At 69.6% G+C, this 14,944-nt stretch carries 14 protein-coding genes; 6 read left to right on the top strand and 8 right to left on the bottom strand.

All coding sequences use genetic code 11. The features are described 5' to 3' along the window. The first annotated feature begins 3 nt into the window (after positions 1–3). The 4 genes from FHW85_RS18770 to FHW85_RS18755 all read left to right on the top strand — a co-directional run bounded on the left by FHW85_RS18770 (position 4) and on the right by FHW85_RS18755 (position 3,986). Positions 4–1,041: a serine hydrolase domain-containing protein gene (locus FHW85_RS18770; RefSeq protein WP_168649270.1), complete on the top strand. Its 1,038-nt coding sequence runs from the start codon at positions 4–6 to the stop codon at positions 1,039–1,041. A gap of 346 nt (positions 1,042–1,387) precedes the next feature. Continuing rightward, on the top strand, positions 1,388–1,921 hold the full coding sequence (locus FHW85_RS18765; protein WP_167252628.1) for a hypothetical protein: 534 nt from the start codon (positions 1,388–1,390) through the stop codon (positions 1,919–1,921). Positions 1,922–1,933: 12 nt separating this feature from the next. Beyond that, on the top strand, positions 1,934–3,406 hold the full coding sequence (locus FHW85_RS18760) for a DUF2235 domain-containing protein (RefSeq protein ID WP_168649269.1): 1,473 nt from the start codon (positions 1,934–1,936) through the stop codon (positions 3,404–3,406). A 16-nt stretch (positions 3,407–3,422) separates the two neighbouring features. Beyond that, complete coding sequence (locus tag FHW85_RS18755; protein WP_168649268.1) at positions 3,423–3,986, top strand: hypothetical protein; 564 nt, start codon at positions 3,423–3,425, stop codon at positions 3,984–3,986. A gap of 112 nt (positions 3,987–4,098) precedes the next feature. Here the strand turns inward: FHW85_RS18755 and FHW85_RS18750 are convergent, their stop codons facing one another. The 3 genes from FHW85_RS18750 to trpE form a co-directional block, all read right to left on the bottom strand. Then, complete coding sequence (locus FHW85_RS18750) at positions 4,099–4,785, bottom strand: hypothetical protein (protein WP_168649267.1); 687 nt, start codon at positions 4,783–4,785, stop codon at positions 4,099–4,101. Between the two features lie 218 nt (positions 4,786–5,003). Continuing rightward, complete coding sequence (locus FHW85_RS18745) at positions 5,004–5,717, bottom strand: hypothetical protein (protein ID WP_243867816.1); 714 nt, start codon at positions 5,715–5,717, stop codon at positions 5,004–5,006. A gap of 13 nt (positions 5,718–5,730) precedes the next feature. Continuing rightward, positions 5,731–7,203 carry an anthranilate synthase component I gene (gene trpE, locus FHW85_RS18740; RefSeq protein WP_343203557.1) on the bottom strand — a complete coding sequence of 491 codons (1,473 nt, stop codon included), beginning with the start codon at positions 7,201–7,203 and terminating at the stop codon, positions 5,731–5,733. 173 nt (positions 7,204–7,376) lie between these two features. On the opposite strand from trpE, the gene FHW85_RS18735 reads away from it, so the two are divergent. Continuing rightward, positions 7,377–8,399: a hypothetical protein gene (locus FHW85_RS18735; protein WP_168649266.1), complete on the top strand. Its 1,023-nt coding sequence runs from the start codon at positions 7,377–7,379 to the stop codon at positions 8,397–8,399. A 108-nt stretch (positions 8,400–8,507) separates the two neighbouring features. Here the strand turns inward: FHW85_RS18735 and FHW85_RS18730 are convergent, their stop codons facing one another. The 5 genes from FHW85_RS18730 to FHW85_RS18710 all read right to left on the bottom strand — a co-directional run bounded on the left by FHW85_RS18730 (position 8,508) and on the right by FHW85_RS18710 (position 13,929). Further along, entirely contained in the window at positions 8,508–10,535 is a 2,028-nt protein-coding gene (locus tag FHW85_RS18730) for an ATP-binding protein (RefSeq protein ID WP_168649265.1), read from the bottom strand. Between the two features lie 115 nt (positions 10,536–10,650). Continuing rightward, the gene (gene pdsR, locus FHW85_RS18725) at positions 10,651–11,340 is read right to left on the bottom strand and encodes a proteobacterial dedicated sortase system response regulator (protein WP_167252635.1); all 690 of its coding nucleotides are present in this window, start codon (positions 11,338–11,340) and stop codon (positions 10,651–10,653) included. 660 nt (positions 11,341–12,000) lie between these two features. Next, a complete protein-coding gene (gene rpe, locus FHW85_RS18720) occupies positions 12,001–12,669 on the bottom strand; it encodes a ribulose-phosphate 3-epimerase (RefSeq protein WP_168649264.1) in 669 nt (222 codons plus the stop codon). A gap of 148 nt (positions 12,670–12,817) precedes the next feature. Next, positions 12,818–13,621 carry a co-chaperone DjlA gene (gene djlA / locus FHW85_RS18715; protein WP_167252637.1) on the bottom strand — a complete coding sequence of 268 codons (804 nt, stop codon included), beginning with the start codon at positions 13,619–13,621 and terminating at the stop codon, positions 12,818–12,820. Beyond that, positions 13,618–13,929 carry a c-type cytochrome gene (locus tag FHW85_RS18710; protein ID WP_167252638.1) on the bottom strand — a complete coding sequence of 104 codons (312 nt, stop codon included), beginning with the start codon at positions 13,927–13,929 and terminating at the stop codon, positions 13,618–13,620. Before FHW85_RS18710 ends, djlA begins: the two co-directional genes overlap by 4 nt. Positions 13,930–14,046: 117 nt before the next feature. Between FHW85_RS18710 and FHW85_RS18705 the strand changes: the two genes are divergently transcribed. Beyond that, a complete protein-coding gene (locus FHW85_RS18705; protein ID WP_167252639.1) occupies positions 14,047–14,943 on the top strand; it encodes a phosphoribosylaminoimidazolesuccinocarboxamide synthase in 897 nt (298 codons plus the stop codon). Position 14,944: the final 1 nt, after the last annotated feature.

Here is a 14,944-nt window from a genome sequence, read left to right as displayed (position 1 = left end):
GCCATGCGCCACTTCGCGTTCCTTGCCGCGCTGCTGCTGTTTTCCGCCCGCGCCCCCGCCGCCGACGCCGACACCTCGATGCAGCCCTACACCGGCAAAGTCCCCGGCGCCTCGCTGCTGGTGCTGAAGGACGGCAAGCCGCTGCTGCGCAGGGCCTACGGCTACGCCGACCTGGAACACGGCGTGGCCGCCACGCCAGCCACCAACTACCGGCTGGCCTCGATGAGCAAGCAGTTCACCGCCGCCGCCATCCTGCTGCTGGCGGAAGACGGCAAGCTGAAACTCGGCGATTCGGTACGCCGCTGGCTGCCTTCGCTGCCGGCGAGCGACCAGGGCATCACCATCCATCACCTGCTCTCGCATGCGTCCGGCCTGATCGATTACGAAGACCTGATGCCGCCCGGCACCACCAGGCAGCTCAACGACGGCGACGTGCTGCGCATGCTGTCGGCCGAGACGCGCGGCTATTTCGCGCCCGGCACCGGCTACCGCTACAGCAACAGCGGCTACGTGCTGCTGGGGCTGATCGTCGAACGCGCCTCCGGCCAGCGCCTGCCCGAGTTCCTGCGCCAGCGCATCTTCAAGCCACTGCATATGGACCACACCCTGCTGCGCGAAGCGGACGGCCCGCAGCCCGCGCACCGCGCCTACGGCTACAGCCAGCAGGACGGCCGCTGGGTGCGCACCGACCAGGACCTCACCAGCGCCACCCGCGGCGACGGCGGCATCTATTCCTCCATCGACGACCTGGCGCGCTGGGACGCCGCGCTCTACGACGGCCGCCTGCTCAAGGACAGCTCGCGCGCCCTGGCCTTCGCCGCGCAGAACCAGGTCACGGGTGAAGAAGACGTCGACGCCTATGGCTATGGCTGGCGCATCCATGGCGACGTGCGCTGGCATTCCGGCGAAAGCATCGGCTTCCGCAACGTGATCGTGCGCTGGCCGAAGCAGCATCTGACGGTGATCCTGCTGAGCAACCGCAACGATCCGGAGCCGTACCGGACGGCCATGGCGATCGCCCGGCCGTACCTCGCACCCTGACGTCACCCTCCCCCCTCGTCATCCCGGCGCAGGCCGGGATCCAGTAGCGACGCGCTGGCTTGTGCGTGAAGGTCGTAAGGTTCAGCTTTTGGGCTTTCGCGACAACCAGCCGGTATCGTCACTGGATCCCGGCCTGCGCCGGGATGACGAATGTGCGGTACTTCGCTGACTGGCCGGTCGAAACTGGCCACGCTGGCGCAGCGCGGTAAGATGGCCGGGGCCATCGGACTCCGCATGGCCGACACGAAGACAAGGGATTGCTCGCATGCGCACTTCAGCCCTCCGGCTTCAGGCCTCGCTCGTACTGGGCCTCACGGTTTCTCTCTCTACAGGATGTGTTTTCGCCATGTCACTCGACGACACGCAGGGAACTGCGGCACCGGCGCCGGCTCTGACCCGCCAGGTACCGCTCCATTTCAAGCGCCATAACTTCGAGGCGTTCTGCTACGACACCATCGGCTGCAGCGTCATGTACAACGGCCGCTACCAGGTGCAGAAGGCCGCGGACGAAGCTTCGCCGCCCAAGCCCGCCGGCGATTACCGCGAAGGCTGGGGCTCGGCGGAACTGGGCATCAGCAACTTCCCGGCGCCGGCCGAAGTCCGCTGGAAATCCAAGGACGGCACGGCGCACGAGGCCAAGGTCGACATCGCGCAGATCTTCAAGGACGAGCTGATCTGGCACAACGTGCCCAAGGAAGCGATGACCGACTTCTATTCCGGCCCCGTGGCCGGCGCGCCGGACATCTACCTGGAAGTGGACGACCGCACCATCAACGTCTACACCGCGATGTTCATTCCCACCCGGCAGCCGCAGGTCCCGGGCAACAAGGACAGCGACTTCAGGAAAGACATCTTCCTGGTCTGGAGCAGGACTTACTAAAGGAGCTGCACCATGCCCAAGGAAACCCACAAGCCCGACGCGGACGGGATACTCAACGACGGCGTAGGCACTTACCCCGCCGACGCCGCCCGCCTGCAGAGCTACGACACCGCGCGCGACCAGCTGGCGAAGTTCGAGGCGCCCGTGCTGATCCACGCCAACAACCCGCACGAGCGCGTGTTCGTGGCGGCGTTCGACGGCACCGGCAACGACGTGGCGCACGATCCGGAACACGCCACCAACGTGGCCAAGATCCATGCGCAGATCCAGGAGCGCAACCGCGGCGGCGACCGCAGCATCGTGTCCGGCTACCTGGCCGGCCCGGGCACCCAGGACAACGGCGTCACCAAGACCCTGGACGGCATGCGCGGATACACCTACGAGCGCCGCACCGAGGAGATGTACAAGCAGTTCATCGAGCAGTCCAAGCAGTGGCGGCGCGAGGACCCCGAGGCCAAGATCAGCGTGGTCAGCATCGGCTTCAGCCGCGGCGCCGAACAGGCGGCCGGCTTCACCCGGCTGGTGGAAGAGCGCGGCATCGAGGATCCGAGCGGCGCCAGGTACACGTACGAGCGCGACGGCATGATCAAGAACGCGCAGTACTCCAAGCCGCGGCTGGAAGAAGCGGGCAAGGTCGCCCAGGTCGAGGGCCTGTTCGATCCGGTCGGCACCGGCGTGCCGCAGAAGCACGATCGCCGGCCGCCGCCCTCGGTGATTTCCGGCTTCCAGATCATCGCCGCGGACGAGCGCCGCGGGCTGTTCAAGGTCGACCACATCATCCCGCCGGGCGAAAGCAAGGACGGCCGTTTCCTCGGCGTCACCGTGGCGGGCGCGCATTCGGACATCGGCGGCAGCTACCACCGCGACGGCCTGGCGGTGCGCAGCAACAACCTGATGGTCGATTACCTCAACACGGTGAGCGACAAGCCGTTCCTGCAGAAGGCGCAGGTGCCGACCGATCCGGGCATGAACGTGGTGCACCGCTCGGAACAGGGCATGCTGCTGTACCGCTTCAACCAGGTGGACCGCAACACGCCGGCCGGCTACAACACCGTGCTGGTGCCGAAGAAGGAATGGAACGGCGTCGGCACGCGCACCAGTGCGGAGCCGGTCAACGAAGAGCTGAGCAAGGCCTATCCGCGCCAGCCGGTCACGATCGGTCCGGTGCCGCAGGGGCAACAGGCACAGGGGCAACAGCAGGCGCCGACGCCGTCGTCGCCGCAGCAGCCGGTCGCGGCGCCCTCGGTCAACGACCAGTTCGAGGCGCTGACCCGCGCCGCGGCCACGCAGAACGATGCGGCTTCGCGGCAGATCGCGCAGTCGTACGCGCAATCGGGCGAAGGCCAGGCCCTGCTTGCGCAAGGCCAGCAGGCCAACCGGCAGCTGCAGGCGCAGCAGCAACAGCAGCAGGCCACGCCCGCGCCGACGCAGCAGCCGCCGCCGAACCCGCAGCAGCAACAGCAGGGGCCCACGCTCCGGCAATGAACGCGAGTAGACGCGCATGACCCAGGACGACATCAAGGCCATGGCGGTGAAGCTGTCGATGCTGGTCGACAGCTTCGAAACCCGCGGCGACAAGGTGGTGCAGCAGAACGCGCAGGCGGCGGAGACCATCCGCATGGCGGCGCAGAGCGTCAGCCAGGTGGCGCAGCAGGTGTCGGCCAGCGCGGTGGAGGAATTCCGCCAGGCGGCCGGCGCCACGCTCAGCCACGGCCTGCGCGAGCCGTTCGCGCAGGCGGAGAAGCATCTGGAAAGCGCCATGCTGGACGTGCGCAACGCCGCGGCGGACCTGCAGCAGCGCATCAGCAGCGCCGGCCGGGTGCATACGGCGACGGCGTGGAAGGCCTTCATCGCCTGCGCCGTCGGCGGGCTGCTGGTGATCGGCGCGGCGGCTTATACGGTGATGCACGCGCATACCGAGCTGTCGAATGCGGCGTGGACGTCGCAGATCAATGCGGCGATCGCGGCGGGGAATCTGGCGCCGTGCGCGGAGGGCGGGATTTGCGCGCGGGTGGATGGGAAGCGGTGGGTGCGGCTGGATCCGCCGCAGGATCCGCGCCACTAGCCCATCAACGACGGCGTAGGTTGGGGTGAGCCAAAGGCGAACCCCAACGGACCTTGCACGGTCGCCGGCACGTTGGGGTTCGCTGCGCTCCCCCCAACCTAAGCCATGTGCGTCAGTCCTTGTGCACGGCCACGCACTTGTCGCCATCGCACTCGATATGCACCGGCTCGGCGCCCGGGCAGTTCGCTTCCAGCAGCGAGCGTGCGCCATCGGCCATCACCACGTGCAGCGCACGGTCGCACTGCCTGGCGGCGGCCACGTTCTGCGCGGCATTGAAGGTGGCCGGCGCGATGCGGCGATCCAGGCTGGCCAGGTCGCCGGCGGCGGCCGGCACCGAGGCGGCGGCGCTGCCGCTGCCCATGGTGGCGGGTGCGCCACCGGCCATCGCGGCCGCGTCGTAGTGCTTGTTGTACGAGGTCACGCTCAGGTGATCCGGATAGTGGTGCGCGGCGCCGTTGGTGAAGTCCACCACGATGCCGATCAGGCCGCCGAACAGAAGGTTGCCCCACACCATGCCGCGGGTGCTGGCGTGGTAGGTCTGCTGGCCGATCTGGGCGCCGTCCTTCTGGCAGCTCACGTCCAGCGCGCCGTCGGAGCGGCGCACGCGGGCGGTGCCCGGCGTGGTGACGCTGACGGTGCCGCGGTCGTTGCTGAGCGTGCACTGGGCGGCGATGCTGCTCTGGTCGGACGCCTTGGTGTCGACGCTGACGTTCTGGTACTTGCCGCCGACGATCGTCGCGCACGACGACAGCAGCAGCGCGCATGCGGCGACGCATGCGGTCCTGGCGATGAGTTTCATGTTTTCCCCTGTTGCTTTGCTGCGGCCCGCGCGCTCCCCCGGAAGCCACCATGGCGTCCGCGTCGCGGGGGTATTACCGGAAGAGGTTCTGCGGCATCGGGCCCCGTTTCCCTGGGAGCGTGCCTGGACGGCACGCGGCGCAATGGCGACCGCCCTTCCCTGCGATCGCCGTCACATTCTGGCAGATTTTGTGACGCGGCTCTTACGCCGGGCTTGCGCTAGGGCGTCGGCGCCAGCAGCGACGAGGGCATCGCCAGCACGTTCGCCGTATAGCTCTCCACCACCAGGCTGAAGGGCTGGTTGTCGCCGCTCACCAGCACCGCGCGGTGCTGCAGCACGTGGGCGGGGATGTCCAGCGGATGGCGGGTGGCTGGCGGCAGCGGCGCGCCGGCGTCCCAGCCGGCCGGCAGCGGCGACCACAGGAGCTCCGCGGCCAGGGTCTGGCGGCGGAAGTGCAGCGGCTGCACCACCTTGCCGAACGGGGTGTCGCTCTCGTCCAGCTCGCGGTTCATCGCCTCGCTCAGGCGCGACGGCACGTACCAGTTGTCGGCTTCCGACAGCACCAGGCCGCCGCAGACCAGCTGCACCTGGCGGTAGCGCACCGGTTCTTCGGCGCCGATGCCCAGCTGCTCGCGGGCGCCGTCCGGCAGCGGCTTGTCCGCGCCCTTCACCACGCGCGCCACCACCTTGGCGTCGTGGGCCAGATGATGCGTGCCGCACCAGCGCTCCAGGGTGAGCGTGGCGCTGGGGTGGCTGAGCAGGTCGGCGTTGAGCGACTGCAGCATCGCCATCGCCTTCATGCGGCTGTACGGGTCGTCGACCCAGCGCGTTTGCGCCGGCTCGCGCGCGGTGGCGGTGAGCGAATACAGCAGCGGCAAGGCGACGATGCCGGCGCGCGTGATCGAAAGACTGAGCTGGCGTTTCCTGTGCATGTCCATCGCCGCCTTACAGGCCCTTAGCCGCCTGCGCCACGGCGCGGAACAGCGCGCGGCCCTTGTTCATGGTCTCCTCCCACTCGGCGGTGGGGTCGGAGTCGTAGACGATGCCGGCGCCGGCCTGCACGTGCAGGCGGCCGTCCTGGATCACCGCGGTGCGGATGGCGATGGCGGTGTCCGCGTCGCCCCACCAGCCGATCCAGCCGATCGCGCCGGCGTAGATGTTGCGCTTGTAGGGTTCCAGCTCCTGGATGATCTCCAGCGCGCGGATCTTCGGCGCGCCGCTGAGCGTGCCGGCCGGAAAGGTGGCCTTGAGCACGTCCATGTAGCCGACATCCGGGCGCACCTGGCCCTGCACCTGCGACACGATGTGCATCACGTGCGAGTAGCGCTCGACCACGAAGGACTCGCTCACCTCCACGCTGCCGGTCTCGCTGATGCGGCCGATGTCGTTGCGGCCCAGGTCGATCAGCATCACGTGCTCGGCGCGCTCCTTGGGGTCGGCCAGCAGTTCCGCTTCCAGCGCCTGGTCTTCCTCCTCGGTGGCGCCGCGCTTGCGCGTGCCGGCCAGCGGGCGCACCACCACCTTGCCGTCCTTCAGGCGCGCCAGGATCTCCGGCGAGGAGCCGACGATCTGCGTGCCGCCCAGATCGACGAAGTACATGTAGGGCGACGGGTTCAAGGCGCGCAGCGCGCGGTACACGTCCACCGGGCGCGCGTTGAAGCCGACGCTCAGGCGCTGCGAAGGCACCACCTGGAAGATGTCGCCGGCGCGGATGTATTCCTTCGCGCGTTCGACCATCGCCTCGAATTCCTCCTTGGTGAAGGAGGATTTGAAATCGCCCTCGTCCAGCGCCACCGACTGGGTGAGCTGCGGATACGAGGCGCCGCCCTGGCGCAGGCGGTGCACCAGCGCGTCGAGCCGGCGCTGCGCCTCGGCGTAGGCGTGCGGCCGGGCGGGGTCGGCATGCACGATCAGGTACAGGCGGCCCTTGAGGTTGTCGAAGACGGCGACTTCCTCGGCCAGCATCAGCAGCACGTCGGGCGTGCCCAGTTCGTCGGCGCGGTCCCAGCGCGCCAGGCGCGGCTCGATATAGCCGATGGTCTCGAAGCCGAAATAGCCGACCAGGCCGCCGCTGAAAGCCGGCAGCTGCGGCAGGCGCGGCACGTCGTACTGCAGGCGCAGTTTCTCGATCTCGGCCAGCGGGTCGTCCAGGTGGCGGCGCTCGGTGACTTCGCCGCTGTCTTCCACTTCCAGCTCGTGGCCGCGCAGGCGGTACACGCGCCGGGCCGGCAGGCCGATGATCGAATAGCGTCCCCAGGTGGCGCCGCCCTCGACCGATTCGAACAGGAAGGTGTACGGGCCGTCGGCCAGTTTCAGGTACACCGACAGTGGCGTGTCGAGGTCGGAAAACACCTCGCGCACCAGCGGGATGCGCGTGTGGCCTTGGGCGGCCAGCGCGTCGAATTGCTCGCGGCCGATCTTCTCTGGTGAGCTCACGTCGTGGGAATCCGGGAAGCCATGCGGGGAACACTCAAGGCGGCCATTGTAGGCATAACCGCGGTGGCGGCGGCGCTCGTGCTTGTCCGCTCCGGGCGCCGCGCCTACCCTTGGGCGGATGGGCGCGGCACCCGCGCCTCCCGGTGGGAACCGATATGGATCAGTACTGCCTCGTGCTCACCGGCCGCCTGCTGCCCGGCCACGACCCGGACAGCGCGCACGCCCGCATGGCCGAAGCGTTCGGCATGCAGGACGCGGATTTCCGCAAGCGCGTGTTCGGGCGCGCGCCGCTGCTGATCCGCCGCGGGCTGGAGCTGTCCGCCGCCCAGGCCCAGGCCGCGCAGCTGGAAGACATGGGCGTGGAAGCGCGGCCGGAACCCGACGACGCGCCGCTGGTATGGCTGCTGCGCGCCGGCCAGGTACGCGGCCCGCTGCCGGAGTCCGCGCTGGCGCGCTATGCCGAAGGCGGCGACCAGTGGTGCCATGACGGCGGGCAGCAGTGGTTCCCGTGGTCGCCCACCGGCGCGGGCGAGCCGTTGCCGCCGCCACTGCCCACCGACGCAACGCACGCCATGCCGCCGCCGATCCCGGCCGCCGCCGCGCCTCGCCGGACCTGGCGCGTCCCCGGCTGGGCCATCGCCGTGCTGGTGATCGCCGCCGCCGGACTGGCGCTGTGGCTGTACAAGCCCGCGCCGGCCAGCGCGCCCGAAGCCGCGCAGCGCTATGTGCCGCGGCCGCTGCAGCCGCTGGAATTCGAGGACGACGACGCTGGCGACGACGCCTCCGTCACCAGCGCCAACGCCGGCCAGTGCGCCGCCGCCGCACCCTCGGCACGCAGCGACGAGGACCGCTTCCTGCTCACCGGCGGCCAGCGCCTGCTCACCGGCCGCGCGCAGCGCAAGGGCGATACCTATGTCGCCGAGGCCGCCGCGAGCTTCGACCGCGCCTGCCATCCGTCGAGCCTGCAGCTGTATGTGTTCCGCAGCGGCGTATTCATCGGCACAGCGCTGGAGAATGCGGCAGGCGCGGCCAGCGAGAAGCTGGCGGATTTCAAACTGGATGACGACCAGCACCTGAGCGTGACGCTGGTGCCGTGCAAAGGGGAGACCTGCGGCGCACCGGCCGTGCAGCAAGTGCAGGTGCTGCACAGCGCGGGCGGATGGATGGTGAGGCGCTAGCCCCGGTAGCGTGACGTAGGTTGGGGTGAGCCGAAGGCGAACCCCAACATCGCACCGTCCAAACGCACCGCATTGTTGGGGTTCGCCTCCGGCTCACCCCAACCTACGTTACAGGCGCTGGCGCGGCATGCCTTGCAGGCTGAGGGTGAAGGCCACGCCGCTGCCATCCTCCAGATTGCGCGCCGACGCCACGCCATGGTGGCGCTCGGCCACCAGCCGCACCACGTACAAGCCCAGGCCAAGATGCGGCACGTCGCCCGGCGTGGCCTTGTCGCGCAGGCTCACCAGGGAATCGAACAAGCGCCCCTGCATCGCCGCCGGCAAAGGCTCGCCCTGGTTGGCCAACTCGATCTCGGCGCCGTCGCCGGCCGCGCGCAGGCTCAGCCGCATCCAGCCGCCATCGGGGGTGAACGAGAGCGCGTTGTCGAACAGCTTGTCCAGCGCCTGGGCGATCAGCTCGGGCGCGCAGTGCAGGCGCAGCGGACCATCCGGCAGCACGCAATCCAAGCGGCGCGTGCCGGCCAGCGGCCGGTAGGCATCGGCGCAGCCGCGCACCACTTCGGCCAGGTCCACGTCTTCCGGTTCCGCCGCGGCGATGGCGCGCTCCATCCGGCTGGCTTCGCTCATGGCGCGCACCAGGGTGCCCAGGCGCGCCACGCCGTCGCGGGCGCGGGCCAGGTAGGGCGCGGCTTCGGGCGGCAGGGCGTTGCGGTCGGTGAGCGAGTGTTCGAGGTTGTCCAGCGAGGACTTCACGATCGCCAACGGCGTATTCAGTTCATGCGACAGCTTGGAGGCCAGCGTGCGCAGGTAGTCGGTATAGCCGCCGACCACTTCGAACAGGCGCTCGAAGCTGCGCGCCAGGTCGCCGATCTCGTCCTGCGCGTCGGTCATCGGGAAGCGCGCCAGCATCTGGCCGTCCAGACGTCCATCGTTGGCCTGCGCGCGCTCGGCGGCGTTGCGCAGGCGCGACAGCCGCAGGCTCAGGCGCGTGGCGAAGGCCAGCAGGATGCCGCCGGCCACCAGCAGCACGCCGAAACTCGTGGCCAGCAGGCCGAGCAGGGCGCGGTTCGCCAGCAGCGGCACGGCGCGGCTGGACTGTTCCAGCAGCAGCACGCCCTGCACCTTGCCGCCCTGCTCCACCGGCACCGCCGCGGCCAGCACCACACTGCCGCGCGCCTCGCCCTGGCGCCACAGCGTGGACGGCGCGCCGCCGGCGGCGGCGTTCACTTCGCGCACGTCCAGGCGCGGGGCGTCGTCGGTCCAGGGCTCGGCGTCTTCCAGTTGATTGGCCAGCAGCGAGCGGTACACCAGCGAGGCGAACCAGCCCGGCTGCTCGCCGGCCGGCACCGCCGTGCTGCCCAGGCGCCCGCTGCGCGCCAGCAGCCAGCCCTGCGGCGCCAGCACGCGGGCGCGCACATTCTCGGGCGCGAGCTGGGCCAGTTCGTGCGAAAGCTCGGCGGAATAGCCCAGCAGCGGGCGCACGTCGGCCGCCTGCGGATCGCTGTCCGGCGCCGCGGCGTCGTAGATGCCCACGCCCAGGCCGTCCAGGCCCAGCGCGCGCGGCAGGCGCAGTTCCACGCGGTAGCCGCTGCCGTCTTCCTGCCACTGCGCGGCGATCCATTCCGGGAAGCGTTCCAGCGCCGGATCCAGCGGCCGCGCCGTAGCCGGCCCCGGTGCGGCACTGGCGATCAGATAGCGGCGCAGCTGGCCGCCCTTGCGCAGGCCCAGGATCAGGTGATCCGCCGCCAGCGCATTGGCGTCGGCCGCGTCGGCGCGGGTGCGGTGCGTGCTGCGCACGTCCACATAGAGGTACAGCCAGTCGCGGTCCTCGGCGAGCAGCAGCTTGCCGCGCTTGTCCAGCGACTGGCTCCACGGCGTGAGCGGCGCCCAGTCGTCGCCATAGCCATCGACGGTGATGGGATTGACCGCCTGCTGCACGTACCACCCGTTGCCCCCCGGCGGCAGCGGCGCATGCGTCACCACCAGGCTGCGCGCCACCGCGCGCGCCGACGCCACCAGCGCCTGCGCCTGGCCTTCGCGCAGCAGGGTTTCCATCTGGCGCACATACAGCCAGCCCGCCACGGGCAGGGCCAGGGTGCACAGCGCGACGAGCAGGAGCTTGCGGCGGAGGGTCATGGAGTTGCTGGGGAACGGGGATCAGGGAATGGGGAACGGGACGTCGCAGCCATGGCATCAGTTCTTCGGGAACGCGCGCCGTTCCCTGTTCCCCGATCCCCGTTCCCCGCCACTATCAAGGACGCCAGCGATAGCCGACGCCGTGCACCGTCTCGATCGCATCGAACTCCGGCGCCACCGCGATGAACTTCTTGCGGATGCGCTTGATGTGCGAGGTGATGGTGGCGTCGTCCACCACCAGCTCCGCCTCGCGCATCAGCTGGTCGCGGTTCTTCACGTGGCCGGGGAAGCGCACCAGGGTGTGCACCATCCAGAACTCGGTGACGGTGAGCGGGATCTCTTCGTTGTTCCAGGTGATGCGCATGCGCTCGGATTCGAGCTTGAGCGGGCCGTGCTCGATCACCGTCTCGCTCGACGCCGGCGCCTTCATCGACTCGATGCGGCGGAACAGCGCCGCGATGCGCGCGGCCAGCTGGTGCAGGCTGGTGTCCTTGCTCAGGTAATCGTCGGCGCCCAGGCGCAGCCCGGAGATCACGTCGAAATCGGAATCGCGCGCGGTGAGGAAGATGATCGGCAGCGTCGGCGATTTCGCGCGCAGCTCGCGGCACAGGTCGAAGCCGCCTTCCGGTTCGTCGCCCAGGCCGATGTCGATGATCACCAGCTCCGGCAGGCGCATGGCGAAGGCGGTCGAGGCCTCCTGGCGCGAGCCGTAGCCGCGCGTGTCGTAGCCGAAGCGGTTGAGCGCCTCGACGTAGTTGGCGCGGATCAACGGTTCGTCTTCGACGATGGCAATGCTGCGGCCCATGGAGCGTTCCCTCTCGGTGCGGATGGCGCGCAGGGTGCTATGCCGACTCGCGCGGCGCAAGGCGGAGGCTGGCGCTGCCCGCGTTTTGCCAGACGCCATCGCGCCTTCGCCCGCACCGTGCCGGGCCGCGCGCCCGCCGCCGGCGCCTCATAGGCAGCACTTCGACGCACCCCGGATGCCGCCATGAACAAGCCCGAACCCACCGACCCCAATGCCGAACTGCGCGGCTTCGAACCCCTGCGCGTGGTGCTGGCCCTGGGCGCCCTGCTGCTGGGCCTGGTGATGAGCATCCACTGACCCCGACTCTGTAGTGAGCTGCCGTGGAAGGCATGGGCGGCCGGTGCGCAGGGAGGCGTACCGGGCCGCCGGGGCAAGGAGCCTGCCGCGATACCGTCAATCGAGTGCCCCTTCCCGTCCTCCTCCGGACGGTGAGTTCCGCCCCGCTCCCTCGCGGGGCTTTTTTCTTGCGGCGGAAATATTTTCGTCCTGCAAGGAACCATCCGGGGAATGCCCTGTCAAAACTTGCGGTGGCGCCCGAGTCCATTGCCGTGGAACCCGCAGGAGCGTAGGGCGCAACCAGCGTGGTCTCCTCTGGCGTCGTTCCGACGTCTTATCCCGGCGCTTCCCCGCGCCGGGATTTTTATTGCCCGCGGTTCAGGCTCAGGTGCCCAGCTGGGCGTGCATGGCCTTGATCACCGCCTGGTAACCCGGCGCATTGAAGATGGCCGAGCCCGCCACGAAGGTGTCCGCGCCAGCGGCGCCGATCGCGCCGATATTGTCGGCGGTGACGCCGCCGTCCACTTCCAGGCGGATCGCGCGGCCGCTCTCGTCGATGCGGCGGCGCACTTCGCGCAGCTTGTCCAGCGCATGCGGGATGAACTTCTGGCCGCCGAAGCCGGGATTGACCGACATGATCAGCACCAGGTCGAGCTTGTCCAGCACGTGGTCCAGCCAGTTCAGCGGCGTGGCCGGGTTGAACACCAGGCCGGCCTGGCAGCCGGAATCCTTGATCAGGCCGATGGTGCGGTCGACGTGCTCGCTGGCTTCCGGATGGAAGCTGATCACGCTGGCGCCCGCCTTGGCGAAGTCCGGCACGATGCGGTCCACCGGCTTGACCATCAGGTGCACGTCGATCGGCGCGGTGACGCCGTAGTCGCGCAGCGCCTTGAGCACCATCGGGCCGATGGTCAGGTTGGGCACGTAATGGTTGTCCATCACGTCGAAGTGCACCCAGTCCGCGCCGGCGGCCAGCGCCTTGGCGGTGTCCTCGCCCAGGCGGGCGAAGTCGGCGGAGAGGATCGAGGGGGCGATGACGTTGGGCTGTTTCATAGGGGCGGGGAACTGGAATTGGGGAACAGGGAACGGGAAAAGCCTAGCACCGGGTTACGCAGCGCCGGATGAGGACTCCGAGTGGGTAACGATGGATCAAGTTACCGGGAACTCTCTGTTCCCCGCTCCCCAATCCCCGTTCCCCGCATCACTTAAACCCGCGCTCGGCCTTGATCCGCTCGTACGCCGCGTTGATCTCGCTGGCGCGCGCTTCGGCCCGCTTGCGCATGTCCTCGGGCAGGTCGCCCAGGCGGTCGGGGTGGTGTTCGGAAATCAGCTTGCGGTAGGCGCGCTTCACGGCGCGGTCGTCGACGTCGCGGCCGATGCCCAGCACGGTGTAGGGATCCGGGCCGCTGGTATTGCGCTGCGGCGGCGCGTAGCCGTTGCCGTTGCCATAGGCCTGGCCGCGGTAGTTGGCGCCAGCGTTCCAGGCATAGCCCTTCATCGCCATCAGCGCCATCAGCTCCATGTCGCTGACCCGCAGGGCGAAGGCGAGCTGGCGCAGGATGGCCATTTTCTCCGGGGGCGGATTGCCCTCGGCCAGCACGGTGTCGATCACCACGTCCAGCACCGGGAAGGCATGGTCGCGGCGCACGCCCACCCACTGGCGCAGCTCGTCGATGGCCGGGGTCACGTCGAACTCCGGCGCCTTGCCGGCGTTGAAGGCGGCCACCGCCTGCTGGCGCTGCTCGGCCGGCAGGCCCATGCGCGACATCAGGCGCTCGGCGACGGCGATCTCCGCCTCCGACACGCGGCCATCCGACTTGGCCACCGCGCCCAGCAGGGCGAACAGCGGGCCGATGTAGCCGCCCTCGGACGGGGTACGGCGGCGCCGGGTCTGGCGCATGCTGTCGATGACGAAGCCGACCACGCCGCCGGCGATCATGGTCGACAGGCTGTGGCCGAAGACCAGGCCCAGGAAGGCCAGCACCAGGGTCCAGGACATGCTCATGGCTGCGCCTTCACCGGCGCCTGCTGGCTGTACCAGCGGGCCAGTTCGTCCAGGTCCGCCTCGCTCACCGGGCCGATCGCCGCCTGCATGATCGGCGCCTTGCGGCGGCCGTCGCGGTACTGGCGGAGGGCCTCGCGCAGGTACTCGGCCTTCTGCGCGGCCAGGTGCGGCGCGCCGGGAATCTGCGCGATGCCGGTTTCGCCATGGCAGGCCGCGCACAGGCCCAGCCGCGCCGGCTTCGGCGGCGTGGCGGCAACGGCGGGAAGGCTGGCGGCGAGAACGAGTACCGCAGTCAGGGCGAGGCGCATCGGCGACACAGGTAAGGGGCTAAAGACTCCCATACTAGCAGCCCCGCCACGGCGATCCGCGGCCCACCCGCCGCTACAATAGCGGGCTTGCCCGCCTTGACCGCCCAGGAGTCCGCCGTGCCCACCACCCTGCTGCAATCCGATCTGCCCGGCCTGGAACTGCTCCACCGCGGCAAGGTGCGCGACGTCTACGCGCTGCCCGGCAACCGCCTGCTGATCGTGGCCAGCGACCGCCTGTCCGCCTTCGACGTGGTGCTGCCCGACCCGATTCCCGGCAAGGGCGAGATGCTCACCCAGATCTCCAACTTCTGGTTTGCCAAGACCGGACACCTGGTGCCGAACCACCTGCTGCACACGCCGCTGAGCGAGGTGCTTCCCGCCGGCACCGACCTGGCCCTGTACGAGAAGCGCGCCGTGGTCACCCGCCGCCTGAAACCGGTGCCGGTGGAGGCGATCGCGCGCGGCTATCTCATCGGCTCGGGCTGGAAGGACTACCAGGCCACCGGCGCGGTCTGCGGCATCGCGCTGCCGGCGGGCCTGAAGCAGGCGCAGCAGCTGCCGGAACCGATCTTCACCCCGTCGACCAAGGCCGCCGTCGGCGACCACGACGAGAACGTCAGCTTCGACGCGGTGGTCGCCGCGGTGGGCGCGGAGCTCGCCGAACAGGTGCGCGAGGCCACCCTCGCCATCTACAAGTGGGCCGCCGCCTATGCCGCCGGGCGCGGCATCATCCTGGCCGACACCAAGCTGGAATTCGGCACCGACGAAGACGGCAAGCTCTACGTGATGGACGAGATGCTCACGCCCGACTCCTCGCGCTACTGGCCGGCCGACGAATACCAGGTGGGCATCAGCCCGCCCAGCTACGACAAGCAGTTCGTGCGCGACTACCTGGAAACGCTGGACTGGAACAAGACCGCGCCCGGCCCGCGCGTGCCGGCCGAGGTGATCGGCCGCACCGAAGCCAAGTACGCCGAGGCGCTGCGCCGCCTGGCCGATATCGAGCTGGGCTGAG

The sequence above is a fragment of the Dyella sp. SG609 genome (assembly GCF_012275375.1).
GTDB classification, from domain to species: domain Bacteria; phylum Pseudomonadota; class Gammaproteobacteria; order Xanthomonadales; family Rhodanobacteraceae; genus Dyella_D; species Dyella_D marensis.
Note: the sequence above shows the minus strand (reverse complement) of the source record. Positions and strands in the feature narration are given on the sequence as shown.

What these genes read in the sequence shown, in the direction of transcription:
- FHW85_RS18770 (WP_168649270.1), top strand. Translation starts at nt 4, where the DNA reads ATGCGCCACTTCGCGTTCCTTGCCGCGCTGCTGCTGTTTTCCGCCCGC.
- FHW85_RS18765 (WP_167252628.1), top strand. Translation starts at nt 1,388, where the DNA reads ATGTCACTCGACGACACGCAGGGAACTGCGGCACCGGCGCCGGCTCTG.
- FHW85_RS18760 (WP_168649269.1), top strand. Translation starts at nt 1,934, where the DNA reads ATGCCCAAGGAAACCCACAAGCCCGACGCGGACGGGATACTCAACGAC.
- FHW85_RS18755 (WP_168649268.1), top strand. Translation starts at nt 3,423, where the DNA reads ATGACCCAGGACGACATCAAGGCCATGGCGGTGAAGCTGTCGATGCTG.
- FHW85_RS18750 (WP_168649267.1), bottom strand. Translation starts at nt 4,785, where the DNA reads ATGAAACTCATCGCCAGGACCGCATGCGTCGCCGCATGCGCGCTGCTG.
- FHW85_RS18745 (WP_243867816.1), bottom strand. Translation starts at nt 5,717, where the DNA reads ATGCACAGGAAACGCCAGCTCAGTCTTTCGATCACGCGCGCCGGCATC.
- FHW85_RS18735 (WP_168649266.1), top strand. Translation starts at nt 7,377, where the DNA reads ATGGATCAGTACTGCCTCGTGCTCACCGGCCGCCTGCTGCCCGGCCAC.
- FHW85_RS18730 (WP_168649265.1), bottom strand. Translation starts at nt 10,535, where the DNA reads ATGACCCTCCGCCGCAAGCTCCTGCTCGTCGCGCTGTGCACCCTGGCC.
- pdsR (WP_167252635.1), bottom strand. Translation starts at nt 11,340, where the DNA reads ATGGGCCGCAGCATTGCCATCGTCGAAGACGAACCGTTGATCCGCGCC.
- rpe (WP_168649264.1), bottom strand. Translation starts at nt 12,669, where the DNA reads ATGAAACAGCCCAACGTCATCGCCCCCTCGATCCTCTCCGCCGACTTC.
- djlA (WP_167252637.1), bottom strand. Translation starts at nt 13,621, where the DNA reads ATGAGCATGTCCTGGACCCTGGTGCTGGCCTTCCTGGGCCTGGTCTTC.
- FHW85_RS18710 (WP_167252638.1), bottom strand. Translation starts at nt 13,929, where the DNA reads ATGCGCCTCGCCCTGACTGCGGTACTCGTTCTCGCCGCCAGCCTTCCC.